Origin of the sequence: Streptomyces sp. NPDC008139 (assembly GCF_042957025.1) — a bacterium.
GTDB lineage: Bacteria > Actinomycetota > Actinomycetes > Streptomycetales > Streptomycetaceae > Actinacidiphila.
Genome location: NZ_JBIBHM010000003.1, coordinates 289,147 through 312,711, shown reverse-complemented (window position 1 = coordinate 312,711; position 23,565 = coordinate 289,147). Strand labels below are relative to the sequence as shown.

Genomic DNA, 23,565 nt, shown 5'->3' with positions numbered 1-23,565 from the left:
GGAACATGCCGATCCCCGTGACGGCCACCGAACCAGGCGGCCGGGAGCAGTCCGCGGCCGTCCCCGCCCCTCCCCTCGAGTCCGCGGGACCCGGTCGAGCCGCTGAGCCCACCGCTTCCGTCGAGCGGGCCATGACCGGCCTGACCGACGCCGCCGTACGCGACCTCGTCGGTGAACTGGCCTCGCGATTCGCCGAGTTGGCGCCGGGCGACACGTCGTGGGGGCAGGACCCCGAGCCCGCCGCCGCGCCGCTGAACCGGCTGCGCGTGCTGGCCCATCTGATGCGTGCCGTCGACCGGTGCGCGGCGCAGGAGGCCGCGGCCGCGGTCCGGCTCGGCGCGAACTACCCGCGGCTCGGCCAGGCGTGGGGCATCACCCGGCAGGGCGCCCGGCGGCGCTGGCCCGGACTCGTCTTCACCTCGAATCCCCCCTCGAGGCCCCTCATGATCAGGAGCGACCCGATGAACGCCCTCACCCCGCGCCGCACATACAGCGTCCTGCTGGTCGAGGACGACCCCGCGGACGCCCTGCTCATCGAGGACGCGCTGTCCGAGGGCGGTATGACCCGGCAGCTCTCGCATGTCGGCGACGGCATCGAGGCGCTGGAGTACCTGCGCGACCCGGAGCACGAGCGCCCCGACCTGATCGTGCTCGACCTCAACATGCCGCGCATGAACGGCCGCGAATTCCTCGCCGTCCTGCGGGACGACGACGAACTGGGCTCCATTCCGCTGGTCGTGCTGACCACCTCGGCGGCGCCGGACGACATCGCCGACGCCTACCAGAAGCACGCCAACGCGTATGTGACGAAGCCGGTCAATCTGGACGATTTCCTTGAGGCCGTGCAGCGCATCGACACCTTCTTCCTGGAGACCTCCGCCCCGCTGCCCGCGCCCGGCGAATAACCGCTCGGACCCGGCCCGCGCCCCCGCATAGGGTGCGGGAATGGCCGACACTTTCTCCCCACCCACCCCGGGGGACATCCGAAGCCCTGTCCGCTTCCTGCTGTGGCTGGTCAGAAACCAGCCCGGCCGGGTCGCGGCCGGGGCGACCCTCGGCACCGTGTGGATGCTCGGCCTGGCCGTACCGCCCTACCTGCTCTCCCGCGCCATCGACGACGGTCTCCGACCGCGCGACCACACCGCGCTGTTCGGCTGGGCCGCGGCGATGTTCGGCGTCGGGGCGCTCAACGCGTTCATCGGCATCGCCCGGCACCGCACCATGACCAAGGTGCGGATGGACGCCTCCTTCCGCGTCGTACGCGCCACCGTCCGGCGGGCCACCGAACTGGGCGCCACGCTGCCGCACCGGATGAGCGCGGGCGAGGTGGTGGCGATCGGGATGGCCGATGTCATGGTGATCGCCCAGTCGTTGACCGTCACCGGGCCCGGAATCGGCGCGGCCGTCTCGTATCTTGCGGTCGCCGCCGTGCTGCTGTCCATCTCGCCGCTGCTCGCCCTCGTGGTGCTGGCCGGTGTGCCGATGGTCGCCGTCACCGTCGGCCCGCTGCAACGCCGCCTCCAGCGGGTCGGCACCGGCTACCGCGACGAGCAGGGCGAACTGACCGCGCTGCTGGTCGACGTGGCGACCGGGCTGCCCGTGCTCAACGGCCTCGGCGGCAAGGACGTCTACGCGGCCCGCTACCGCCGCCGCTCGCAGGCGCTGCGCGACCAGGGCTACCGGGTCGGCTCCGTCACCAGCTGGGTCGGCGCGCTCGCCGTCGGGCTGCCCGCGCTCTTCCTCGCCCTGGTCACCTGGCTCGCCGCGCGCATGGCGGCCGACGGCTCGCTCGCCATCGGCGAGCTGGTCGCGGTGTACGGGTACGCGGCCATGCTCGTCGTCCCGGTCTTCTTCTTCATCGAGGGCGGCAACGACGTGGCCCGCGCGCTGGTCGCCGCCCGCCGCGTGACCGGCTTCCTCGCCCTGACGCCGGAACAGTCCGACGGCGCGCACCCGGTGGACGCCCCGCCGTCGCCCGCCGCGCTGCGCGACCCGCTCTCCGGCGTCGTCGTCCGCCCCGGCGTCCTCACCGCCCTCGCCTCCGCCCGCCCCGCCGACACCGCCGCCGTCGTGGAACGCCTCGGCCGCTTCGCCGCCTCCGACGCCGAGTGGGGCGGCCTGCGGCTCGACACCGTCGCGCTGCGCGAGACACGCGAGCGCGTCCTGGTCGCCGACAACGATGCCGCGCTCTTCAGCGGCACCGTCCGGGAGGCCGTCTCGGGCCGCGCCGACCCGGACGACGCCACCGTGCACGCCGCGATCCGCACGGCCGCGGCCACCGACATCGTGGACGCGCTGCCCGCGGGCCTCGACTCCTCCCTCAGCGCGGGCGGCCGCAATCTCTCCGGCGGCCAGCGCCAGCGGCTCCGGCTGGCACGCGCGGTCTGCGCCGACCCCGAGGTGCTGCTGGCCGTCGAACCCACCTCCGCGGTGGACACCCACACCGAGGCCGCGATGGCCACCGGGCTGCGCGCCGCGCGCACCGGCCGGACGACGGTGGTCACCACCACCTCGCCGCTGGTGCTCGACCGCGCCGACGAGGTCGTCTACCTCGTCGAAGGGCGCGCGGTCGCGGTCGGCCCGCACCACGAACTCCTGCACACCGAGCCCGGCTACCGCGCGCTGGTCTCGCGCGGCGCACAGGAAGAGGCGATCCGATGACCGCGCAGAGCGACCCGCCCGCGGCGGACACCGAGCCGTCCCGGCGGGACGGCGTCCCTGTCCCGCGCCCGGCGGCCGGTACCAACGTCCTGACCGCGCCGGGGGAGCCGCCCGCCGGGCAGGCGCCCGCCGCCCTGTCCGCCGCGCTCCCCGTCGCCGACCAGGAGCGGGTGCGGCGCGCCGCCGTCGGTGAGCTCGCCGCCGACAAGCGCGCGTTCTCCGCGGTCCTCGGCCTCAACGCGCTGGCCGCCGCGGCCGGCCTCGTCAGCCCATGGCTGCTGGGCAGGATCGTGGACACGGTCAGGGGCTCGACCGGCCACGCCGCGGTGTCCACCGTGGACCGGCTGGCGGTGGCCATCGTGGTCGCCACGGTCGTCCAGACGGTGCTGTCGCGCTACGCGCTCAACCTCGCGGCCCAGTTCGGCGAGCGCGCCGCCGCGCGGATCCGCGAGCGCTTCGTGGACCGTACGCTCGCGCTGCCCGCCGCCGTCGTGGAACACGCACCGACCGGCGACCTCGCGGCGCGCGGCACCACGGACATCGACGTCGTGGCGACGACGCTGCGCAGCGACGTGCCGACCGTGCTGATCGCCACCATGCAGGCGCTGTTCATCATCGTCGCGGTGCTCGTGCTCGACCCGCTGCTCGGCCTGTGCGGGCTGTCCTGCCTGCTGGTGATCGCGGTCGCCACCCGCTGGTACCTGCGCCGCGCGCGGACCGCGTACCTCGCCGAGGGCGCGGCCAACTCCGTACTCGCCGAAGTCCTCGCGGCGACCGCGGGCGGCGCCCGTACGGTCGAGGCCCTCGGCCTCCAGGAGCGGCGGATCGCCACGGCGGAGGCGGCCATCGCCGGCGCCAGACGCGCCCGCCTCGGCACCCTGTGGCTGCGCTCGGTGTACTTCCCGAGCGTCGACATCTCGTACGCGCTGCCCGTACTCGGCGTGCTGCTCGTCGGCGGCGCGCTGTACGACCACGGCGGTGTCTCGCTCGGCACGGTCGTCGCCTCCGCGGTCTACCTGCGGCAGCTCGTCGGGCCGCTGGACACGATCTTGATGCGGGTCGAGCTGTTGCAGAGCAGCGGCGCCTCGTACGCGCGGGTCGAGGGCCTGGACATGCTGCCGCGTACGCGCACCGACGCCGACGCGGTGCCGGCCGACGACCGGATCGAGGTCAGCGGCGTCCGCTACTCCTACGACCACGTCGGCGACATCCTGCACGGCGTGGACCTCGACGTGCGGCCGGGGGAGCGGCTGGCCGTCGTCGGTCCCTCGGGCGCGGGGAAGTCGACGCTCGGCAGGCTGCTGGCCGGGATCGACCGGCCGCGGGCGGGCTCGGTCACCGTGGGCGGGGTGCCGGTCGCCGACCTGCCGCCGGACCGGCTGCGCCGCCAGATCGTGCTGGTCACCCAGGACCACCACGTCTTCCGCGACACGCTGCGCGACAATCTGCTGATCGCCCGGCCCGCCGCCACCGACCAGGAGCTGCGCGCCGCGCTGGACGCGGTCGACACCGGCTGGGCCGACGACCTGCCCCACGGCCTCGACACCCGCCTGGGCGGCGACGGCCGCCACCTGGACGGCGCCAGGGCGCAGCAGCTCTCGCTGGCCCGGGTGATCCTCGCCGACCCGCACACGGTGATCCTGGACGAGGCCACCGCCCTGCTGGACCCGGCCACCGCCCGCAGCACGGAACGCGCGCTGGCGACCGTGCTGGAGGGCCGCACCGTCATCGCCATCGCCCACCGGCTCCAGACCGCCCACGACGCGGACCGCGTCGCCGTCATGGAGGCCGGGGTCGTCACCGAGCTGGGCACCCACGACGAGCTGGTCACAGCCGGTGGCGGCTACGCGGCGCTGTGGCACTCCTGGCACGGCGAGTAGCCCGCCGTCACCGGCGGGCCCTCCACGGGGACGGAGTCACCAGCGCACCGGCAGCCGCTCGGGACCCCGGATGAGCAGGCCGCCGCGCCATTCGAGCCCGGCCGGGTCCGCGTCGAGCGTCAGGCCGGGGAAGCGGTCCAGCAGGCCGCGCAGCGCGATCCTGGCCTCCAGGCGGGCCAGCGGCGCGCCCAGGCAGTAGTGGATGCCGTGCCCGAAGGCGATGTGGCCCCGGGCGTCGCGGCGGATGTCGAAGCGGTCGGGGTCGGGGAAGCGCGCGGGGTCGCGGTCGGCGTCGGCGAGCGCGACCAGCACCAGCCGCCCGTCACCGGGGATCACCGTGCCGCCCACCTCGACCGGAGCGGTCGAGAAGCGGTAGGTGGGCGTCTCCACCGGGCCGTCGTAGCGCAGGATCTCCTCGACCGCGCCCTCCATCAGACCCTCCGGGTCGGCGCGCAGCGCGGCGAGCTGCTCGGGGTGGGTGAGCAGGGCCAGGACCCCGTTGGAGATCAGGTTGACCGTGGTCTCGTGGCCCGCGACCAGCAGCACCCAGGCCATGCCCAGCAGCTCCTCGGCGTTGAGCCGGTCGCCGTCCTCGTCCGCGGTGTGGATCAGGGCGCTCATCAGATCGTCGCCCGGCCGCTCGCGCTTGTCGGCGACCAGGCGGACGAGAAAGCCGTTCATCGCGTCCGCCGCGTCCGCCCTGGCCCGCGCCGACGAGGTGGACAGCGCGATGTTCGACCAGGTCCTGAACTGCTCGCGGTCCATGAAGGGCACGCCGAGCAGATCGCAGATGACCGAGATCGGAAGCGGGAAGGCCAGCGACTCCACCAGGTCGCCGCGGCGCGAGGGCTCCTTCGCCATCGCGTCCAGCATGCCGTCCGCGAGCGCCTGGACCCGCGGCGCCATCGCGTCCACCCGGCGGGGGGTGAACTCCCGCGCCACCAGCTTGCGCAGCCTGCTGTGCACCGGCGGATCGGTACTCAGCATGGACAGGCCCGACGCCACCGTCCGCACGCCCAGTTCGGGCGCCGCGTTGGACCACACCTTCGACAGCCGGGCGTCGTTGAGGAGCGCGCGGCCCGCCTCGTACCCGACGACAAGCCACGCCTCGTGGCCCTCGGGGATCACCACCCGGTGGACCGGCCCCCGCGCGCGCAGCTCCGCGTAGACCGGATACGGGTCGCGTCTGAACTCCTCGCCGAGCGCGCCGAGATCGACGACGGCGTCAGTGGTCATACGTGTCCTCCCCGGGGGCAGCGGCCGGGAGTCCGGCCGGACGCTGGGCAGCGTGCCGAGGGGACGTTACGGCGTCACGGGCCGTCGCACCGCGTGTTCGAGGCTTCCCGCCGGGAGATCGGCGCGATCCCGCCCCTGGCCCCGGCGCGCGCCTCATCCGTATCTCGCCTATCCTCCCGCCCCACCGCTGTCCAGGATCACCGGATACGTCTGTGACGTAGGCTTTTGTCATGGGCTCGGGCTGCGGGACAGTGCCGTGCCGAAGCGAAAGTGGGCCGGAATGGACGTCGTGTACGCCGGGGGGCCGGGCGTATCCGGCCGCCTGCTGGGTTGCGTCGCGCGTGTCGTGCCCTCCGCCGTGCTGGTCGGAGCGGGCTCCGTCATCGTCGGCACCGCCCCCGACGGTCACTTCGGGCTGGCGCTGGCGGTCGTGCCCTTTCTGGCCGCCGCGGTGCACTCGGTCACCGTCACCGCGGTCCTCGGCGCCCTCACCGTCGCGATGTACGCCTCGCTGCGGCACTGGCTGACCGAGGGCACCGACCTGTGGCTGGTCAAGCTGGCGTTCCTCGCCGCCTCCGCCGTGGTCGCCGTCCTGATCAGCCAGGCCAGGGTCAGGGCGCAGCAGCTCACCCGCAGCCGCGACATCGCCCTGGCGCTCCAGCAGGGTCTGCTGCCGCACAAGGTGCCGCGCAACAGCGCCGTGGACGCCAGCTACCGCTACGTTCCCGCCGACACCGCGGCGGGCGTCGGCGGCGACTGGTTCGACGTGATCCCGCTGTCCGGCACACGGGTCGCGCTCGTCATGGGGGACGTGGTGGGCCACGGCATCCACGCCGCGGCGATGATGGGGCGGCTGCGTACCGCCGTGCACACCCTCGCCGACCTCGACCTCGCGCCCGACGAACTGCTCTCCCGCATGGACGACCTGGCGGTACGCCTCGCGGACGACGACGCGGACCGCGAGCTGGGCGCCACCTGCCTGTACATGGTCTACGACCCCATCTCGCGGCAGTGCACGGTGGCCAGTGCGGGCCACACCCCACCCGCGTTCGTCCACCCGGACGGCCGGGTGGAATTCCAGCGGCTCGCGGAGAATCCGCCGCTCGGAGTCGGCGGCACGCCCTTCGAGAGCAGCACCCTCACCCTCGACGAGGGCACGGTCGTAGCGCTCTACACCGACGGCCTGCTCGACCTGCGCCACCAGGGCACCGACGCGGCCGTCGCCGCCCTCGCGCGGGCCCTGCTGCCCGCCACCGACAGCCTCGACGCGCTGTGCGACCGCGTCTGGTCGGGGCTGCCCGCGGAACACGACGACGATGTGGCGCTGCTGCTGGCCCGCACCAGGACCCTGGACGGCGGACACGTCGCGAGCTGGGAGTACCCCGCGCTCCCCGAGAGCGTCCCCGCCGCCCGCGCCGCGGTCATGGCCCGGCTGGAGGAGTGGGGCCTGTCCGACCACGCCTTCGCCACCGAACTGGTGGTCAGCGAACTGCTCACCAACGCCGTCACCCACGCCCGCGGCCCGGTCTCGCTCCGGCTGATCAGGGACGCGGGGCTCATCTGCGAGGTCTCCGACGGCAGCGACACCTCGCCGCACATGCGGCACGCCCAACTCCTGGACGAGGGCGGGCGCGGCCTCTACCTCATCGGGCAGCTCGCCGACCGCTGGGGGACGCGCTACAGCGAGGACGGCAAGACGATCTGGGTCGAGCAGCACGTCCCGGCCCGGCCCTGAGCGGGGCCTTGAGCGGGGCCTTGAACGGGCAGCGCCCCTCGTCGGCCGGAGCCGACGAGGGGCGCTGCGATCTCACCAACGGGTGCGGTCTACCAGCTCGTCAGACCGGCACCGTAGGGGTAGAGCGGATTCCCGTACGTCGTCGGCACCGTCTGACCGGCGTCGATCTTCGCCCGGATGTCGGCCCGCTCGGCCGCGGTCGCGCCGAGGTCGTAGGGCAGGTCCCACGCCTCGTTGGCGTCCGCCTGATTGTCGCCGCCACCGGGCTTGAGCACCTGGTCGAGGCTTCTGGGCAGCTGCCAGGGCAGCTTGCCGCGCGGGGTGTAGTCGCCGAAGAGCAGGCTGGCTGTCGCCGGTCCGACCTCCTCACCGCCGCGGTAGGTCACCACGATGGCGTCGGCCAGGTTGTTCCAGTCGCTCATGACGATGGGTCTGGGCAGGGTCAGCACGACCACCACCGGAATTCCCTGGTTCTTGAAATTCTGGATGACGGCGAGCTGGTCCGCCGGGAGATACGGCTGGGTGTCGGGCCACGAGGTGGCGTGGGTGTACGACGGTTCGCCGACCGCCACGACCGCGAGCTTCGGCGCCGGTCCGGTGTCCTGGTAGACGTTGACACCGGCCGTCGCCGCTCTCGCCTTGATCGCGTCGAGCACGGTCAGCGAGCCGTAGTCCGGGTGGAAGTAGCTGGACCAGATGCAGCACGCGGCGCCGTCGGTCGCCCGCGGACCCGCGACCACGATGTTGTCACCGGAGTTGAGCCTGATCGGCAGCACACCGTTGTTCTTCAGCAGCGTGTTGGACTCCCGCGACGCCTGGTTGGCCAGCGCCGTGTAACTCGGCTGGTGGAAGCGGTACGGGCCGTTGACCGGGTCGCCGTACGGGTGGTCGAAGATGCCCAGCTCGAACTTGAGCTTCAGGATCCGCGTCACCGCGTCGTTGATCCGGGCCAGCGGCACGCTGTTCTCGAAGCTCGCCATGGTGAAGTCGGCCGCGCCCGGATCGGCGCCGCCCATCACGTCGGAGCCCGCGTTGGCCGCGTTGATCCAGGCTGTCGACGGCAGCCAGTCCGTGGTGATCAGACCGGTGTAGCCGAGATTCTGCCGCAGGTAGGTGAGGATCTTCGCGCTGTCGCCCGCGCCGGGACCGCCCGGGTCGAGATACGAACTGCCCGCGTAGCCGGGCATGATGTTGACCGCGCCCGCCTCCATCGCGGCCTTGAACGGGATCATGTGGTACTTGATCGTGACCCCGTCGTAGACGATGCCGGCCTCGCCGCCCGCGCCCTCACCGGGCCAGTGCTTGACGGTGGCGAGCACCGAGCCGGGGTTCAGCTCCGGGCCGCCCTGCAAACCGGCCACCAGCGCCCGCAGTTGGGCCGCCGCCACATCGGCGTTCTCGCCGCCGCCCTCCTGGATCCGCGGGTACAGCACCTTCGTGCCGACCTCGGCCAGCGGGGACAGCGTGCCGCGCGCGCCGACCTCCAGCTCCTCCTTGCGCTGCATGTCGCCGAGCTTGTAGTCGAGCGGATAGTCCTTGCCCGCCGCCAGGGTGCTCTGCAGCGGATACGTGGTCTGGTAACCGGCGGTGGTGTCACCGGCCGAGACCGGCGGGATGCCCAGCCGGGTGGCCGCCGTGGACTTCAGGACGTTGTCCAGGTCGGCGGGTTGCGCCGGTCCGAAGTGCCAGCCGGACATCGGGTACGACTGGACGTTGTAGAACATCTGGAACGCCTTCTCCTCCAGCGTCATCCGCCCGAGGAGATCACCGACCCGCGTGTCGACCGGCAGCCGCCAGTCCTCGTAGGGCTCGATGGAGCCGTCCTTGTTGAGGTCCCGCGCGCCGTTGATGATGCTGATGCCGTCGGCCGCCTGCTTGACGTCGGGCAGATAGACGCTGAACGTGCGGATGTTGGATGTCGTCTTCGCGCCCGAGCCGCTGACCGAGACGACGAACCACTTGTACGTCCAGCGGTCGGTGATGTCCCAACTCGGCGTGTAGGTGGTGCCGGTGGGCTCGGCGACCTTGGTGTAGAGGTCGAGCAGGTTGCCCGACGCGGTGAAGTCGTAGTCGGTGCGGCTGATGTTGACCCACACCTCGTAGTGCGCGGCGCCCCCGACGGCCGCCCAGCTCAGCGCCGGACGACGGGTGTTGGTGACCATGGCCTTGTCGGCCGGTGCGGACAGCGCGAACTGGTTGAGCGTGGCCGGGGCCTTGGTCGGCGCCGAGAGCAACGGCGGGGCCGCGGTGGAGTTGTCCACCGTGCCGTACACCTGGAACTCCCATAGCGAGTAGCCGTATCCGGTGGCGCGGGCCGTGCCGGTCAGCCGGACGTAGCGGCCCTGGCCGGTGACGGGCAGCCGCTCGATGCCGCCGGGGCCGTTGGTCGTGGTGTAGATCGGCGTCCACGCCGTGCCGTTGTCCGAGACGTCGATGTGGTAGCCCTTGCCGTACGCCGACTCCCAGTTGAGCACGATGCCGCTGATCTTGCCGATGTTGCCGAGGTCGACCTGGATCCACTCGTTGTCCGTGGAGAGGCTGGACCAGCGGGTGGTGGTGCGGCCGTCGAGAGCGGCGGCCGGGGCGTTGCCGCCCTCGTACGACGAGGCCGACACCTGCTTGTAGGCGGAGATCACCGTGCCGGAGAAGTCACCGCCGCCGCCGTTGGTGGGCGGGGTGGTGGTGCCCCCGGTGCCGCCGCCGGTCCCGCCGCCCCCGGTGGTGTAGACCTGGAACTCCCAGAGGGAGTAGCCGTATCCGGTGGCGCGCGCGGTGCCGTTCATCCGGACGTAGCGCCCGGTGCCGCTGACCGTGAGGTTCTGGGCGCCGCCGGCGCCGGTGGTGGTGGAGTAGACGTCGGTCCAGGTGGTGCCGTTGTCCGAGACCTGGATCTTGAAGGCGGTCGCGTAGGCCGCCTCCCAGGTGAGACCGACCTTGCAGACCGCCTGCGAGGAGCCGAGGTCGACCTGGAGCCACTGCGGGTCACCGGCCGCGCTGGACCAGCGGGTGCCCGCGTTGCCGTCGACGGCCGCGGAGGCGGGGGTGCCCGCGTTCTCCGTGGAGGACGCCGTGGCCGGGTGGTTGAGCGCGGCGTTGGTGGTGCCGCAGGTGCCGCCCGCGGCCCCGGTCGAGCCGTAGACCTGGAACTCCCAGAGGGAGTAGCCGTATCCGGTGGCGCGCGCGGTGCCGTACATCCGGACATAGCGCCCGGAAGCGTTTACGGAAAGTGTCTGCTTTCCGCCGGGTCCCGTCGTGGTCGAGTAGGCGTCGGTCCAGGTCGTGCCGGTGTCGGAGACCTGGATCTTGAAGGCCGTGGCGTACGCGGTCTCCCAGTTGAGGCTGACCGAGCTGATGGTCGCGGACGCGCCGAGGTCGACCTGGAGCCACTGCGGGTCACCGGCCGCGCTGGACCAGCGGGTGCCGACGTCGCCGTCGACGGCGGCCGAGGCGGGGGTGCCCGCGTTCTCGGTCGAGGAGGCGGTGGCGGTCTTGCCCTGGGACAGCAGGGTGTCGGCCGCGTGCGCGGTGCCGGTCGTGGTGCCGATGGCACCGCCGGCCGCCAGGGCCGCCGCGAGGGCGACGGCCACCAGCGGTCTGCGCCGTCTGACGGACCTCAGGAATGTGGACAGGAGGCTCATGTGCATCTCCACGTGGGGGTGTGATGACTCTGATCACCGTGGAGGCCGTCGCCGGACGGGCGACGGGCGGCAGGCGGCGGCATCCACGGTGGCGGCTGCGAATTGCTCCGGACTCGTCGCACAATGGCCGGAGATGACGGCGGAGAGCGCTCTCCGTGGGAGTCTCTTGCAACGCCTGAACAGTGTCAATCCCCGTGACAGCGCCGGAGCCAACGCCCGTATGGATAACGGTTTTTGGGGTCGGAGTCGGCCTGTTTTCCGGATCGCGGCGGGTCCGGTTCAGCGGGCGGCGGGGTGGTTCGCGAGCTGCCCGAGGATCAACTCGGCCAGCAGGTCAGGATGTTGCTCCGGCAGCCAGTGCGTGCCGCCGACGAGCGGGTGGAAGGCGTAAGGCCCCGCCGCCCAGCGCTCGGTCAGCCACGCCGACCGCGCGCTGATCACGGCGTCCGCCGTACCCCACACGAACAGCGTGGGAACCGACACCGGCACGGCCCGCAGCCCGCGGCAAGCCTCGCGGGGGAGCGCCCGGTACCAGCCGAGCGCTCCGGTCAGCGCGGCGCGGTCGGTCACGAACCGCCGCGCGTACCCGAGGGCCGTCGCCTCCTCCAGACCGAGCCGGCGCAGCCAGCGCGCCCCGGTGTGCCCGCGGTCGTGGGTGATCACCGCCTCGGGCAGCCAGGGGAGTTGGAAGAAGAGCAGATACCAGGAGAGCAGGGCCTGATGACTGGTCAGCAGCGACCGGCCCAGGGCGGCCGGGTGCGGCATCGACACGGCGGTCAGTGACGCGACCCGGTCCGGCGCCCGCTCGGCGAGTGCCCAGGCCACACTCCCTCCCCAGTCGTGCCCGACGACATGCGCGCGCTCCAGGCCCGCCGCGTCCAGCAGGCCGAGGACGTCCTCGACCAGCAGCGGCAGCCGGTAGTCGCGCGTCCGGCGCGGGCGGGCCCCGGGCGCGTACCCGCGCTGGAGCGGGGCGAGCGTCCGTACACCCGCCGCGCCCAACGCCCGCGCGACCCGCGTCCAGCACGCCGGGCCCGCGGGGAAGCCGTGCAGCAGCACCACCGGCTCGCCGTCGCGCGGCCCCGCGTCGCCGACCGGGAACTCCCAGCCGCCGGAGCGGAACGACCTCATCGGCGCCGCCCGCCGACGGACCGGTCGGCGGCCCCGACGAGGGGCAGGCGGACGGCGGTGCTCCCGGCGGGCGCTGGGACGGTGTCCGCCGCCGCGTGCAGCCGGGGTCCGGCCTTGGCGAGGAAGGAGGCCATCGGCGTCACCGAGTGGTCCTCGATCAGGTCCCCGAGCACGGCGTCGGCCCGCGCGAGCCGGTCGGCGTACACCGGGTCGCGCAGCAGCGGGCCGAACACGTCGAGCCACTGGCCGACGCCGAGCAGGTCGATGCCCGGCGGACGCCACAGCGTGGACATGGTCAGCCGCGCGGTCCTGCGCGCGCCCGGCTCCTCCAGCAGGATCAGCGCGCAGTTGCGGTAGAACCTCATGTGGTGCGACTCCTGGCGCGCGATCGCCTTCAGCAGATCGTCGAGTCCCGGATCTCCCACCAATTCGCCGATCCGCCGGTAGGTCGTCAGCGCGATGTACTCCTGCATCGCGCCCAGAACGCAGTACATCGCCTGAACGTGCGGCATGAGCAGACCGGCCGCGTACAGCGTCGGCCAGGTCACCAGTGCGCGGATGTGACGGGTGTTGCGTCGCACCACCGACGGTTTCCTTGGAGTCCCGAGCGCCGAAGCGGCGGCGCGCAGCGCATAACCGTGCTCGGCCTCCTCCGCCAGCCACAGGATGTTGAACTGCGCGAGCGCGTTCGCCCGGTCGCCCCGGATCGCGTGCACCTTTCTGCGCATCAGCGCGGAATCGGTCTCGACGGCCGCGAGCGCGTACAGCATCGAGGCGAAGGTGTCGTTCCCGGTACGGCGGACGGCCGCGACTCGCGACCGCCATTGCACCGGCCCCCAGGTGAGCGCGTAGGTGTCGAAGACTTCCTGGAGCTGGTTTTCCTGGTCTTTGCGCATGAATCCCCCAGACGGATGTGGAGCGGGCTGTTCGGTGGCACCGGGTCCGTGCGAAGTGACGTCGGGCCGGTGCCAAGTGATGCCGGGCCGACGAAAACTGACGCCCGGTCAGTACCAGACGAGGAAAAGGGAGTAGACGCCACCGGCGGTGGCGAGGAGATTTGCGGCGGCCAGCACGATGTCGCGCGGCCGGTTGAAGGGAAAGGACCGGATGTCGCGGACGCGGGCCAGGCGCCCGCTCAGGGCCTCGCATTCGGTGAAGTAGCGGCCCGCCGCCAGCAGAGCGGCGCGGTCGGCCTCCAGCCGCCGCAGCGCGATCCGCAGCCGGGCCTCCTCCCGCCGCTTGAATCCCCGGACCCAGCGCCGGGTGAGCAGCAGCGGCAGCCCGGTGTAGACGGGCAGCGCGAGCAGCCACTGCCCGACCACCGGGATCAGCACCACGACGCTGCACGGGAACGGCAGCGAGATGCCCACCGCGATCAGGGCGAAGCCGTGCAGGGCCATCGAGGTGTAGGTCGGCACCAGGACGGCGCGGGCGCGACCCCAGCCGAAACTGCCGTCGGCGTTGGTCGGGTCGACGCCGTAGTGCAGGTCGCCGCGGAGCCGCCACAGGCACAGCAGCACGCGGCTGCCCGCGCAGTTCATGACCGCGATCCAGTAGACGCCCGCGGTGCCCACCGTGAGGTAGACGATGGCGCCGACCGGCGACGTCTGCCAGCTCGCCCACCAGTTGGCGTACGCGGCCGTGCCCCAGGCGTGCGCCTGTCCGGCGGGCGCCAGCGCGTAGTAGATGCCCAGGCGTTTCTCGCTGAGCGAGATGACGAAGACGCAGACGAACGAACCGACGATCATGATCGGCGCCAGATTCCTTATTCGGCGAAATCGCAGATTGGTCCGGTCGATCTCGGCGTGGATCCGCGCTCGCGCGGCGGCGTTCGCCGGGACGGTGAGCGATCCGTCGCGTTCCATTCCCGGCAGCAGGTTCTCAAAGGCGGACCACTGCCGCTGGACGAGGGCCGGGGTGATCAGCAGGATGACGATCGCGCTCAGCGAGAGCAGGTCACGCAGGAGCGGAAACTGATTTCCCGCCGACGCGTGCCGTCGGCAGTCCGGCCGGTCGAACCTGAGGAATTGGGCCAGGTCGGAACAGAGCTGCCCGCCCAGGTGCGGCATGGTCACCGCGCCGTACAGACCGGAGAACTCGAAGAGCAGGACGATGGTCACCACGGGAATTCCGCAGAGCCAGAGCCATCGGCGAGGGCTCGCGTTGATCCGTGACAGCAGAATGGGTTCCGCGGTGAAGATGTCGAATGTCTTTCCGGCAAGAGCCTGGCTGGTAGCCATGGGCGTCCCTGTCTCGGGTGGTGCGTGGCGCTTGTTGCGTGTTCCTGTGCGAAATTCCGTGCCGAATTGTCGGGTGAGGCGCTGTGCGCACAGCGTGTTCCGGGCGCGCGCCCCCTTTGTGCGCCCCGGCGATCCGACTCGCCCTCCCGCGACTGGCCGGATTATGGCGACAGTACGGTCGGCCGGGTCTAATGTGACTGCGCGTTGCGCGGGCCGGGGGGCACTGCAATAAATTCGGGACGCGTAGGGATCACCGGGGTGGCGATGGCGAAGAGCACGCGTGGGCGGCCGTACGGATCGATCGGACGGCGGCGGTCGGCCGTCCCCGCGCGTGCCCCGCTGCCGACGCCCCAGGACCGCGCCGCGTGGCTGCTGCGGGTCAACCGGCTCTACGGCCGAGAACCGCGCTGGGCGAAGGGCGACTCCTTCGCCCGCTCCTTCCACGGCGGCTCCTGGCCCGCGCAGGTGAGCGTCAGCTCCATTTCCCGCTGGGAGACCGGCGTGACGAGGGTCGGCCATTCCGCGGTCCGCCGCTACGAGCAGTTACTCGGCCTGCCGCCGGGCCAGTTGACCGCCACCATCGACATCCTCCACCGGTACGCGGCCCCGTCCGCCGGAGCCGTACCGCTGCTGGCCCGCGCGCCGGGCGATCTCGGCGCGGCGGAACGGCGGGTCGACACGCTCCTGGACCGCGCCCTGGACGACGCGCCGGTCACCGGCGCCGAATGGGACGAGCTGACCGTGCTGCTCGTCCTCCACCCCCAACTGCGGCTGCGCTCACGGGACTGGACGGCCCTGGCCGAACGCCTGCTCACCGAGTCGCTGGTCTCCGACGGCCTGGCCTGGCAGCAGCGGCACGAGGCGCTGAACCGGGTGCTCGGCCACCCCTCGGGGCAGGTCGCGGCGGTATCGGCGTGCATCGCCTGGGCGGCGGACGCCCACAACCAGGTCTTCCTCGAACCGGTCTGCCTGCTGGACTCCAGCGCGCACCCGGACGCGGCCTCGGGCGTGCTCGCCCAACTGGCCAGGCCCACCAACGACAGCGCCTTCCTCGGCGCGCTGCTGGCCTGCGTCCGCAAGGTCCGGCTCCAGCACTTCGACCGGCCGCAGTCGGCCGCGCTCGCCCGGCTGGTCAAGCAGGTGGCGTACGACGCCGACGGGCGCCAGGCGGAGGAACGCGCGCTCGCCGCCGTCGTGTCGCGCATGCTGGACGGCGCGCTGCCGTCGCTCCCGGCCCGTACCCGTACCGGTGCCGGAGAGCGGTACGGCTCCGACATCGCCGCCCGCGTCACCGCCTCCGCCCTGTCGGCCGTCTCCCGCGAGATCCCGCGCTTCACGGACCCGCTGCTGCCCCTGCTGGTCCGCGAGATGCTGCTGCATCCGGTCTTCGACATGCGCCTGTACGCGGCCATGATGGTCGCGGCCACCCCCTACCGGGCCCCGGTGGCCGCCGCGATGTCGTACGAACTGTCCCGGCTGGCCGTCGCCCGCGACGTCACGCTCGCCGGGCGGCTGCTCGAAGCCCTGCGGATCGTCGGGGGTACGGCGGAACGGCCGCTGGTCCAGCGGCTGGCGCTCGCTCCCACCCTGCCGGAGGCGGTGGTCAGGGCCGCCACGTCGGCGCTCGCGCACATGGGCGGGGCCAGCCCGCGGTCCTTCTGGGAGAACGCGCTGGCGCTGACCCCCGCCGACGGCGGCGCCTCCCGCCCGGCCGGTGGGCGCGCGGCCTCCGCCGCCGTCTACGGGCTCGGCATCAGCGGTGAGACCGATCTCCTGCGGCGGGTCTCCGGCGACCTGCGCATCCCCTCCAAGACCCGCGCCGCGGCGTCCTGGTGGCTGCGGCTGCCGTCGCGGGTCAGGGCCGGCGGCGCCGCGAAGCGGGCGTGACCGCCGCCGTGACGGACGGCCGCACCCGGGAACGGGGTTCCCGGGGGCGGCCGTTGGGGGGCGGGAGCGGAAGCGTGGCCCCTGCCCGTGTGCTCAGCCCTTGCTGGAGCCCAGCGACAGACCGGCGATGAACTGCTTCTGGAGCAGGATGTAGACCACCAGCGTCGGCACCGCCGCGATCATCGCGGCGGCGGCGATGAGATTCTGGTTGGAGACGAACTGCCCCTGGAGATTGGCCAGTGCCGAGGTGACCGGGCGTTTGTCGCCCGACGACATCAAGGTGATGGCCCAGAAGAAGTCGTTGTAGATCCAGGTCGTCAGCAGCGTCGCCAGCGCCGCGAGCGCCGGTCGGCACAGCGGCAGGGTGAGCTTCCAGTACCGGGTCCACAGCCCCGCGCCGTCGACCAGCGCGGCCTCGTACATCTCGTCGGGGATCGACTTCATGTAGTTGCTCAGCACGAAGACGCAGAAGCCCAGTTGGAAGGCCACGTTGATGACGATGAGGCCGAAGATCGAGTTGTACATCAGGCCGCTGCCGCTGAGGAAGCCGGGCAGCGAGATCTTCAGGTAGATCCGGTACAGCGGGGTGATGATGACCTGCTGGGGGAGCAGGTTGCCCGCCGTGAAGAGGATCAGCAGCGCGATGTTGAGCTTGACGTTGACCCGGGTCAGCACGAAGGCCACACCGGACGCCAGGGCCAGCACGACGATCACCGCGGGAACGGTGATGAGCACCGAGTTCCAGAAGAAGTGCTTCATGTCCGACTGGGTCCACGCGTCGGTGAAGTTCTTGAACGTCAGGTGGTGCGGCAGCGAGACATAGCCGTACTTGCGGGTGTCGGAGTACGGGCGGACGGCCACGTACAGCGCGAAGGCGATCGGCAGCAGCCAGAGGACCGAGGCGCAGATCAGGAAGACCTGCGAGGCGATCTGGCCCCAGGGACGCGGCTTCCTGGGGCCCGGGGGCCGCGCGGCGGGTTCGGTGTGCAGCCGGGGCAGGGTATCGGTGGTCATCGCGATTCCTCACGGCTGAACGTCTGGTACAGGAAAACGCTGATCGGCACCAGCGAGATCACCAGCAGCACCACGCCCAGCGCGGAGCCGAAGCCGACCCGTTGGGTCTCTCCGACGATGTTGGAGGTGACCAGGACCGAGAGCAGTTCCAGGCCGTTGATGCCCTTGTTGGTGATGTACACCAGGTCGAAGGCGCGCAACGACTCGATGACGGTGACCACCATGATGACGATGTTGATCGGGCGCATCACGGGGAAGATCACCCGCCAGAAGGTCTGCCAGGCGTTGGCGCCGTCGACCAGGGCCGCTTCGCGCAGCGTCGGGTCCACGGCTTTGAGCCCGGCCAGGTACAGCACCATGACGTATCCGGCCTGCCGCCAGGTGGCCTCGACCAGGACCGACCACAGGTTCAGGTGTGGATTGCCGAGCCAGTCGATGGCGTTGTCGTTGCCGTTGCGCCCGATGACGGTGTTGATCAGCCCGAAGTTCTGCGAGTACATGAACTCCCAGATGATGCCGACCAGCGCCAGGGAGAGCATCACGGGCAGGAAGAAAATGCTCTGGTACATCCGGCTGCCCCGGATGCCGCGGTCGATGAGGACGGCGAAGAGCATGCCCAATGGCGTGGCGATCAGGACGAAGACGGCCAGCCAGATCAGATTGTGCCGGACGGCGGGCCAGAACTCCGGGTAGATCGTGGCGGCCTGGTGGTAGTTCTGGACGCCGTACACACAGCCGTTGTTGAGGATCGACGGCAGATTCGGCTGGCAGGTCTTGGTGTGCAGACTGCCGACGCCGTTCCACTTGGTGAACGACAGCAGCACCGTGCCGAGCGCCGGGAACCAGACGAAGACCAGGTCGAGCAGGAGCGGTATGCCCAGCAGGAGCGCGACGACCACGCGGTCGCGCGCGCTCAGCTTGCGTATGCCCCGGCGGCGGCGGACCTTCGGCGTGGCCGTGGTTTCCGCCGCCGCCGGGGCGGGCGTCTGGGTGGAACTCATCAGGAGTAGATCGCCTTCGCCTGGGCCTCGGCGCTCTTCTGGAGGCCGGCGATGTTGCCCGTGCTCGGGTCGTCGATGAACTTCTGGATGATCGAGATCATCGCGGTGGCCATCGCCGGGTCGGCGTCGCGGTCCATGAACTGCGCCACCGCCTTGCACTTGGCGATCTCGGCGACCGACTTCTTCTGGATCGCGTTGTACGTCGGCACCTGGAGGCCGGTGGCCAGGCCGACGTCCCACTGGTCGGTCTTGAGGAAGTCCGACTCGGCCTGCCCGGTGCCGATGTACTCCAGGATCGCCTTGGCCGCGTCGGGGTTCTTGGCCTTCTTGCTGAGCATGAAGCCGTCGGTCGGCGCGTCCATGTAGTCCTGGCCGTACGACGGGTTGATCGCGGGGAAGGTGAAGAAGTCCAGGTCGGCGAGGTCGGCCTTGTCCGAGACGTACTGCGCGGCCACCTGGTTGGTGCCCTGGAACATCATCCCGGCCTTCTTGGTCTCCAGCGTCTTGGCCGCGTCCTGCCAGATCCGTCCGTTGGCGCCGGTCTGCGTGTAGGGCAGGATCTCGGCCCAGTGCTGGAAGACCGTGTGCACGCCCTGGTCGGTCCACGGGATGTCGTGCTTCATCAACCTGGTGTGGTAGTCGTAGCCGTTGATGCGCATGTTGAGGATGTCGAAGGTGCCGAGGGCGGGCCAGCCGTCCTTGTCGCCGAAGGCGATCGGGATGATGCCGTCGCCCTTCATCTTCTTGGCCAGCGCCACGTAGGCGTCCCAGGTGGTGGGCACGGAGTAGCCCTTGGCCGCGAACTGGCTCTTGTTGTAGAAGACCACCCACGGGTAGTTGTACAGCGGCACCAGGTACTGGTGGCCGTCGAGGCCGGTGGAGAGCTTCTTGGCCGCGTCGCCGAAGTTGCCGCCGATCTTGTCCCACACGTCGTCCAGCGGCTGGGCCAGGCCCTGCGCGGCGAAGTACTGCATGCGGTAGCCCGCGAACCAGGTGAACAGGTCGTCCGGGGTGCCCTGGAGATAGCTGGTGATGTTCTCCTGGAACGTGTTGTGGTCGACCGTGTTGATCTTGACCTGCGCCTTGGTGCTCGCGGCGGCGGCGGTGGTGAGGGCCGCGAAGGCGGCCTTCGGCGCGGAGTCGGAGTAGTTGGACCCGAAGGTCACCGTGCCGCCGACCTTGCCGCCGGAGGCGCTGGGGCTGCTCTTGTCCTTGGAGTCCTTCGAGTCGCTGCCGCAGGCCGTCAGCAGGCCGCCGGAGACGACGGCGAGACCGGCCGCGCCCGCGACGCCTCTGAGCACGTTTCTGCGCGACGGCGACGTACCGCTGTCCAGGCCGCTTCCCGCTGTGCTGCTTCCCGTTGATTCGACGTCCGACATGGTGCCTCCATGTGTGTGTGGCCGTTCCGGGTGCGGTAGGCGAGCGATGGCGGAGTGGACGTTTCTGGAGGGCCCGTAGCCTATCGATTTCCAACAGAAGTCACCAAGATGAAACGCCATCTCAACCGCAGGGGTAGTTCTACGCCAGATACCCAGGAGCGTCAACGCCCCATTACGGATGCGTTGCCGGACCGTGATGTGCAGGTAGCGTGCTGATTGGCCGCCCAATTCCGTTGCCGCCCCGCATGAGAGGGACGGTTCAGGGTAGCGGTCGGATCGTGGCAGCTCGGAGGCGGTCCGAGCACGATCGAACCGGATGGAACAACATGCACCAAAGCGGCAACGGGCCCTGAAGGTCCATCTCTTCTAATGTTTGATATTGCGTGCTTCCGACGCCATGGCCGAGTCGTGGGGACGCGTGCCCGGTGAACTCGACATCCGTACGCCCGAATTGCCGGAGATAGCGGTAAAGTTCGGGCATCACGCGATGATCGGCAATGATCGCCACCACCGGACGAGATCGTTCCGGAAGTCCGCCGGCCCGTTTTGCTCCGGTCGTGTGGCTGCTCTGACGAGGCGCGGGCGCGGGCCCGCGAACTGCGCCAGCACTGCGCCCAGCTCGGCGAGGTCTGGCCGCTGTCCTACCTGGAGTGCCAACTCGCGCTGATCGCGCTGTTCCAGTCGGCGCCGCACGAGGCCGCGGGGCACGCCCGCACCATGCTGGAGAGCAAGCGGCTGCTCGGCGACGCCTTCGGGATCGCGCTGGGCCTCGACCTGCTGGCCGCCGAGGGCAGGGGCGAGCAGGCGGCCACCGTCTACGGCGTCGGCGAGTCGTACTGGCGCAGCGTCGGGCACCCGCAGCGCGGCACGCCGGAGTTGCGCGGGGTGCGCGAGGAGTGCGAGGCGACCGCCCGCGCCCTGATCGGCGACGCCGCGTACGACAGGGCGTACCGGCGCGGCGCCACGGAGTACGGCCGCACCGCGCTGGCCGCCGCTCTCGCCGAGGAGCCCCCGGCGCAACGCTGACCGCCGTGACCCGGCGGGTGTGACGCGTGACACGGGTCGCCGCCGTGGAGACGGCGCGTTGGCCGATACTGATCGGTAACGAATATCGTGTGTTCCCGGAGCCGACTCCGGCGCTTCACGTTATCGCATTGATGTCAATTGCCCTTTCGGCGGAACCACTGTGCGCCTTTTGCCGTTTACCGTACGGGATTAGATCCGCAGGACGCGCCGCAAGGGGGGTGATCCGGCCGTGTGAGCGATGGCGCCGAAGCGGGCTCTGACGGAGAAGCCGCAGGTCGGGGCGGTTGGTCTCGGACAGGTGTGCCATACCTGCGTCGATTCCAGGCCACCTCTCGGCGTGGAGGAAGGATTGGTCTTCTTTCCTGCTGAATCGCGGGATCATTCGTATGGCGACCCTGCGTTGAGCGACGTACACCACGTCGAGGACGATGGGTCACTGCCTGATGCAAGGTCTGACCCCCATCCATGGCCGATGGCCTGAAAGGCTCCCATGAAAGCTGAGATCGCCGTGCCCGACGGCGCACGGCACACCCGAATTCTCGGTGTCGGCGCGTATCGCCCCCGGTCGGTCGTCGACAACGCCGAAGTATGTCGATACATCGACTCCTCGGACGAATGGATCCGCTCCAGAACCGGCATCGTGACCCGCCGCTGGGCCGGTCCCGACGAAACCCTGGGCGTGATGGCGGAGCAGGCCGCCAGCAAGGCCATCGCGGCAGCCGGGCTCACCCCGGACCGCATCACCTGCGTGATCGCCGCCACCTTCACCCACCTCATGCAGACACCCGCGGTCGCCACTGAGATCGCCCACCGGATCGGCGCCACCGAGGCTGCGGCCTTCGACATCACCGCGGGCTGCGCCGGATTCGTCCACGGCGTGGTGCTCGCCTCCGACGCCGTGCGCGCCAGAGGCGGCCACGTCCTGGTCGTCGGCGTGGAGCGGATGACCGATCTGCTCGACCTCAGCGACCGTTCGACGGCATTCATCTTCGGCGACGGCGCGGGGGCCGTCGTAATCGGCCCGTCGGACACACCGGGCATCGGCCCGGTCGTCTGGGGCGCGGACGGCTCACAGGCCGACGCGATCGAGCAGACGGCACCCTGGGACGTGCTCAAGGACGACCCGAGCCACAAATTCCCCGCACTGCGCCAGGACGGCCAGCGGGTCTTCCGCTGGGCGGTCTACGAAATGGCCAAGGTGGCCAAGCAGGCGCTGGACGTGGCGGGCGTCGGCCCGGCCGACCTCGACACGTTCATCCCGCACCAGGCGAACGAGCGCATCATCGACAGCATGGCCAAGTCCATCGGCCTGCCGCCCGAAGTCACCGTCGCCAAGGACATCGTGACCAACGGCAACACCTCCGGTGCGTCCATCCCGCAGGCCATGGAAGCGGTGCTCGCCTCCGGCGAGGCCAACTCCGGCGACACCGCCCTGCTGCTCGGGTACGGCTCCGGCCTGTCCTACGCCGCGGTGGTCGCCACCCTGCCCTGACCCACCGCTCTCCAGCACAGCGCGCAGCGCGACCACTTGGCACCGGCCGCCGCCCCGGCACACAGGGGCGGCGGCCGGTGCCTTTTCCGCCCGCGACACCCGCCGTTCCGAAATGAACGATCATCGGCCGTCACAGCTGCCGGAGTTAATCACTCTACGTACCAGGAGGAGAACGGGACGCGCCCGGAATCTCGCACGACCGGGTGCGCACCGCTCTCCCTCTCCCCACTGGTGACGTGTGACGAAGAAGGCGGGTAGCTGATGAAAGCCCTGGTCACAACGGACAACGCGGACGGCCGACTCCGGCTCGACCCGGTCGACGAGCCGGAACCGCTGCCCGGACAGGCTCTGATCGCGGTCAGCGCGGTGGCCGTCAACCGCGGTGAGCTGTCCGTGCTCGACGAGCTGCCCCCCGGCTCCCGGATCGGCTGGGACGTCGCGGGCACCGTACTGCGCCCGGCAGCCGACGGATCGGGCCCCGCCGTGGGCACCCGTGTCGTCGGCCTCGCCGACCGCGACGGCTGGGCGGAGCGCGTCGCTCTCGACACCCGCAGGCTCGCCCGGCTGCCCGACGCCGTCGACTGGGCCGCGGCGGCGGCCCTTCCCGTCGCGGGCCTCACCGCTCTCTACGCCCTCCAGCGGGCCGGCCGCCTGCTCGGCCGCACCGTACTGATCACCGGCGCGGGCGGGGGAGTCGGCCGCGCCGCCGTCCAACTCGCCGCCGCCGCAGGCGCCCACGTGATCGCCTGGGTCGGCTCCCCGGAGCGCGCGACCGGTCTCGCCGCCCTCGGCGCCGACGTCGTCGCGACCTACGGCACCGACCCCGGCGTGCCCGTCGACATCCTGCTCGACAGTTGCGGCGGCTCCGTCCTCACCTGGGCCTTCGAGTCCGTCGCCCCCGGCGGCAGCGTCGTCGTCTACGGCAACACCGCGCGGGCCGAGTTACGCCTTCCCCGTGACTGGGGGCGCGCCCGGCCCGGTGTCAGCCTCCACTACGTCTTCCTCTTCGACGAGATCACCCGCCACGACGTCGGCCACGACCTGGCCTTCCTGCTCCAACTCGTCACCGAGGAACGGTTGGACCCCCAGGTCGCCCTGGTCGGCTCATGGACCGATCCGACGCCCGCGCTGCGGTGTCTGGACCGCCGTCAGGTCAACGGCAAGGTGGTGCTGGCCCTTTGACCCGGGCAGGTCCCGGGTGTCCACCGCGCGGAGCGGACCGAGCGACCTCCGCGCGGTGAACGC

The 23,565-nt window shown here is 71.2% G+C and carries 16 protein-coding genes; 8 read left to right on the top strand and 8 right to left on the bottom strand.

Features of this window, described 5'->3' with window-relative positions:
• Positions 1-5 precede the first annotated feature (5 nt).
• The 3 genes from ACFZBB_RS07955 (at position 6) to ACFZBB_RS07945 (ending at position 4,541) form a co-directional block, all read left to right on the top strand.
• Entirely contained in the window at positions 6-905 is a 900-nt protein-coding gene (locus tag ACFZBB_RS07955; protein ID WP_391118950.1) for a response regulator, read from the top strand.
• Positions 906-945: 40 nt separating this feature from the next.
• Entirely contained in the window at positions 946-2,661 is a 1,716-nt protein-coding gene (locus ACFZBB_RS07950) for an ABC transporter transmembrane domain-containing protein (RefSeq protein ID WP_391118947.1), read from the top strand.
• A gap of 89 nt (positions 2,662-2,750) precedes the next feature.
• The gene (locus tag ACFZBB_RS07945) at positions 2,751-4,541 is read left to right on the top strand and encodes an ABC transporter transmembrane domain-containing protein (RefSeq protein ID WP_391119293.1); all 1,791 of its coding nucleotides are present in this window, start codon (positions 2,751-2,753) and stop codon (positions 4,539-4,541) included.
• A 36-nt stretch (positions 4,542-4,577) separates the two neighbouring features.
• Here ACFZBB_RS07945 and ACFZBB_RS07940 read toward each other — a convergent pair whose 3' ends face one another.
• Positions 4,578-5,777 carry a cytochrome P450 gene (locus ACFZBB_RS07940; protein ID WP_391118945.1) on the bottom strand — a complete coding sequence of 400 codons (1,200 nt, stop codon included), beginning with the start codon at positions 5,775-5,777 and terminating at the stop codon, positions 4,578-4,580.
• A gap of 280 nt (positions 5,778-6,057) precedes the next feature.
• Between ACFZBB_RS07940 and ACFZBB_RS07935 the strand changes: the two genes are divergently transcribed.
• Positions 6,058-7,512: a SpoIIE family protein phosphatase gene (locus tag ACFZBB_RS07935; RefSeq protein WP_391118943.1), complete on the top strand. Its 1,455-nt coding sequence runs from the start codon at positions 6,058-6,060 to the stop codon at positions 7,510-7,512.
• Between the two features lie 89 nt (positions 7,513-7,601).
• Here the strand turns inward: ACFZBB_RS07935 and ACFZBB_RS07930 are convergent, their stop codons facing one another.
• The 4 genes from ACFZBB_RS07930 to ACFZBB_RS07915 form a co-directional block, all read right to left on the bottom strand.
• Positions 7,602-11,150, bottom strand: coding sequence for a discoidin domain-containing protein (locus ACFZBB_RS07930; protein ID WP_391118940.1), 3,549 nt, complete (start codon positions 11,148-11,150; stop codon positions 7,602-7,604).
• 279 nt (positions 11,151-11,429) lie between these two features.
• Positions 11,430-12,281, bottom strand: a complete 852-nt coding sequence (locus ACFZBB_RS07925; RefSeq protein ID WP_391118938.1) for an alpha/beta fold hydrolase — start codon at positions 12,279-12,281, stop codon at positions 11,430-11,432.
• Complete coding sequence (locus tag ACFZBB_RS07920; protein WP_391118936.1) at positions 12,278-13,177, bottom strand: acyl-ACP desaturase; 900 nt, start codon at positions 13,175-13,177, stop codon at positions 12,278-12,280. Before ACFZBB_RS07920 ends, ACFZBB_RS07925 begins: the two co-directional genes overlap by 4 nt.
• A gap of 108 nt (positions 13,178-13,285) precedes the next feature.
• Positions 13,286-14,521 carry a hypothetical protein gene (locus ACFZBB_RS07915; RefSeq protein WP_391118934.1) on the bottom strand — a complete coding sequence of 412 codons (1,236 nt, stop codon included), beginning with the start codon at positions 14,519-14,521 and terminating at the stop codon, positions 13,286-13,288.
• A 264-nt stretch (positions 14,522-14,785) separates the two neighbouring features.
• Between ACFZBB_RS07915 and ACFZBB_RS07910 the strand changes: the two genes are divergently transcribed.
• On the top strand, positions 14,786-16,408 hold the full coding sequence (locus ACFZBB_RS07910; protein WP_391118932.1) for an XRE family transcriptional regulator: 1,623 nt from the start codon (positions 14,786-14,788) through the stop codon (positions 16,406-16,408).
• A 93-nt stretch (positions 16,409-16,501) separates the two neighbouring features.
• On the opposite strand, the gene ACFZBB_RS07905 is transcribed toward ACFZBB_RS07910, so the two are convergent.
• From ACFZBB_RS07905 to ACFZBB_RS07895, 3 genes are read right to left on the bottom strand one after another with little or no spacing between them, the layout of a single operon-like run.
• A complete protein-coding gene (locus ACFZBB_RS07905; protein ID WP_391118930.1) occupies positions 16,502-17,422 on the bottom strand; it encodes an ABC transporter permease subunit in 921 nt (306 codons plus the stop codon).
• Positions 17,419-18,423: an ABC transporter permease subunit gene (locus tag ACFZBB_RS07900; protein ID WP_391118928.1), complete on the bottom strand. Its 1,005-nt coding sequence runs from the start codon at positions 18,421-18,423 to the stop codon at positions 17,419-17,421. Before ACFZBB_RS07900 ends, ACFZBB_RS07905 begins: the two co-directional genes overlap by 4 nt.
• Positions 18,423-19,724, bottom strand: a complete 1,302-nt coding sequence (locus tag ACFZBB_RS07895; protein ID WP_391119291.1) for an extracellular solute-binding protein — start codon at positions 19,722-19,724, stop codon at positions 18,423-18,425. Before ACFZBB_RS07895 ends, ACFZBB_RS07900 begins: the two co-directional genes overlap by 1 nt.
• A gap of 624 nt (positions 19,725-20,348) precedes the next feature.
• Here ACFZBB_RS07895 and ACFZBB_RS07890 point away from each other — a divergent pair.
• The 3 genes from ACFZBB_RS07890 to ACFZBB_RS07880 all read left to right on the top strand — a co-directional run bounded on the left by ACFZBB_RS07890 (position 20,349) and on the right by ACFZBB_RS07880 (position 23,502).
• Entirely contained in the window at positions 20,349-20,828 is a 480-nt protein-coding gene (locus ACFZBB_RS07890; protein WP_391118926.1) for a hypothetical protein, read from the top strand.
• A gap of 490 nt (positions 20,829-21,318) precedes the next feature.
• Positions 21,319-22,320, top strand: coding sequence for a beta-ketoacyl-ACP synthase 3 (locus ACFZBB_RS07885; protein WP_391118924.1), 1,002 nt, complete (start codon positions 21,319-21,321; stop codon positions 22,318-22,320).
• A gap of 261 nt (positions 22,321-22,581) precedes the next feature.
• Complete coding sequence (locus ACFZBB_RS07880; protein ID WP_391118922.1) at positions 22,582-23,502, top strand: zinc-binding dehydrogenase; 921 nt, start codon at positions 22,582-22,584, stop codon at positions 23,500-23,502.
• Positions 23,503-23,565 lie beyond the last annotated feature (63 nt).

Coding starts and splice junctions, on each gene's coding strand:
- ACFZBB_RS07880 (WP_391118922.1), top strand. CDS start 22,582: ATGAAAGCCCTGGTCACAACGGACAACGCGGACGGCCGACTCCGGCTC.
- ACFZBB_RS07930 (WP_391118940.1), bottom strand. CDS start 11,150: ATGAGCCTCCTGTCCACATTCCTGAGGTCCGTCAGACGGCGCAGACCG.
- ACFZBB_RS07955 (WP_391118950.1), top strand. CDS start 6: ATGCCGATCCCCGTGACGGCCACCGAACCAGGCGGCCGGGAGCAGTCC.
- ACFZBB_RS07950 (WP_391118947.1), top strand. CDS start 946: ATGGCCGACACTTTCTCCCCACCCACCCCGGGGGACATCCGAAGCCCT.
- ACFZBB_RS07915 (WP_391118934.1), bottom strand. CDS start 14,521: ATGGCTACCAGCCAGGCTCTTGCCGGAAAGACATTCGACATCTTCACC.
- ACFZBB_RS07910 (WP_391118932.1), top strand. CDS start 14,786: ATGGCGAAGAGCACGCGTGGGCGGCCGTACGGATCGATCGGACGGCGG.
- ACFZBB_RS07935 (WP_391118943.1), top strand. CDS start 6,058: ATGGACGTCGTGTACGCCGGGGGGCCGGGCGTATCCGGCCGCCTGCTG.
- ACFZBB_RS07925 (WP_391118938.1), bottom strand. CDS start 12,281: ATGAGGTCGTTCCGCTCCGGCGGCTGGGAGTTCCCGGTCGGCGACGCG.
- ACFZBB_RS07900 (WP_391118928.1), bottom strand. CDS start 18,423: ATGAGTTCCACCCAGACGCCCGCCCCGGCGGCGGCGGAAACCACGGCC.
- ACFZBB_RS07885 (WP_391118924.1), top strand. CDS start 21,319: ATGAAAGCTGAGATCGCCGTGCCCGACGGCGCACGGCACACCCGAATT.
- ACFZBB_RS07920 (WP_391118936.1), bottom strand. CDS start 13,177: ATGCGCAAAGACCAGGAAAACCAGCTCCAGGAAGTCTTCGACACCTAC.
- ACFZBB_RS07905 (WP_391118930.1), bottom strand. CDS start 17,422: ATGACCACCGATACCCTGCCCCGGCTGCACACCGAACCCGCCGCGCGG.
- ACFZBB_RS07940 (WP_391118945.1), bottom strand. CDS start 5,777: ATGACCACTGACGCCGTCGTCGATCTCGGCGCGCTCGGCGAGGAGTTC.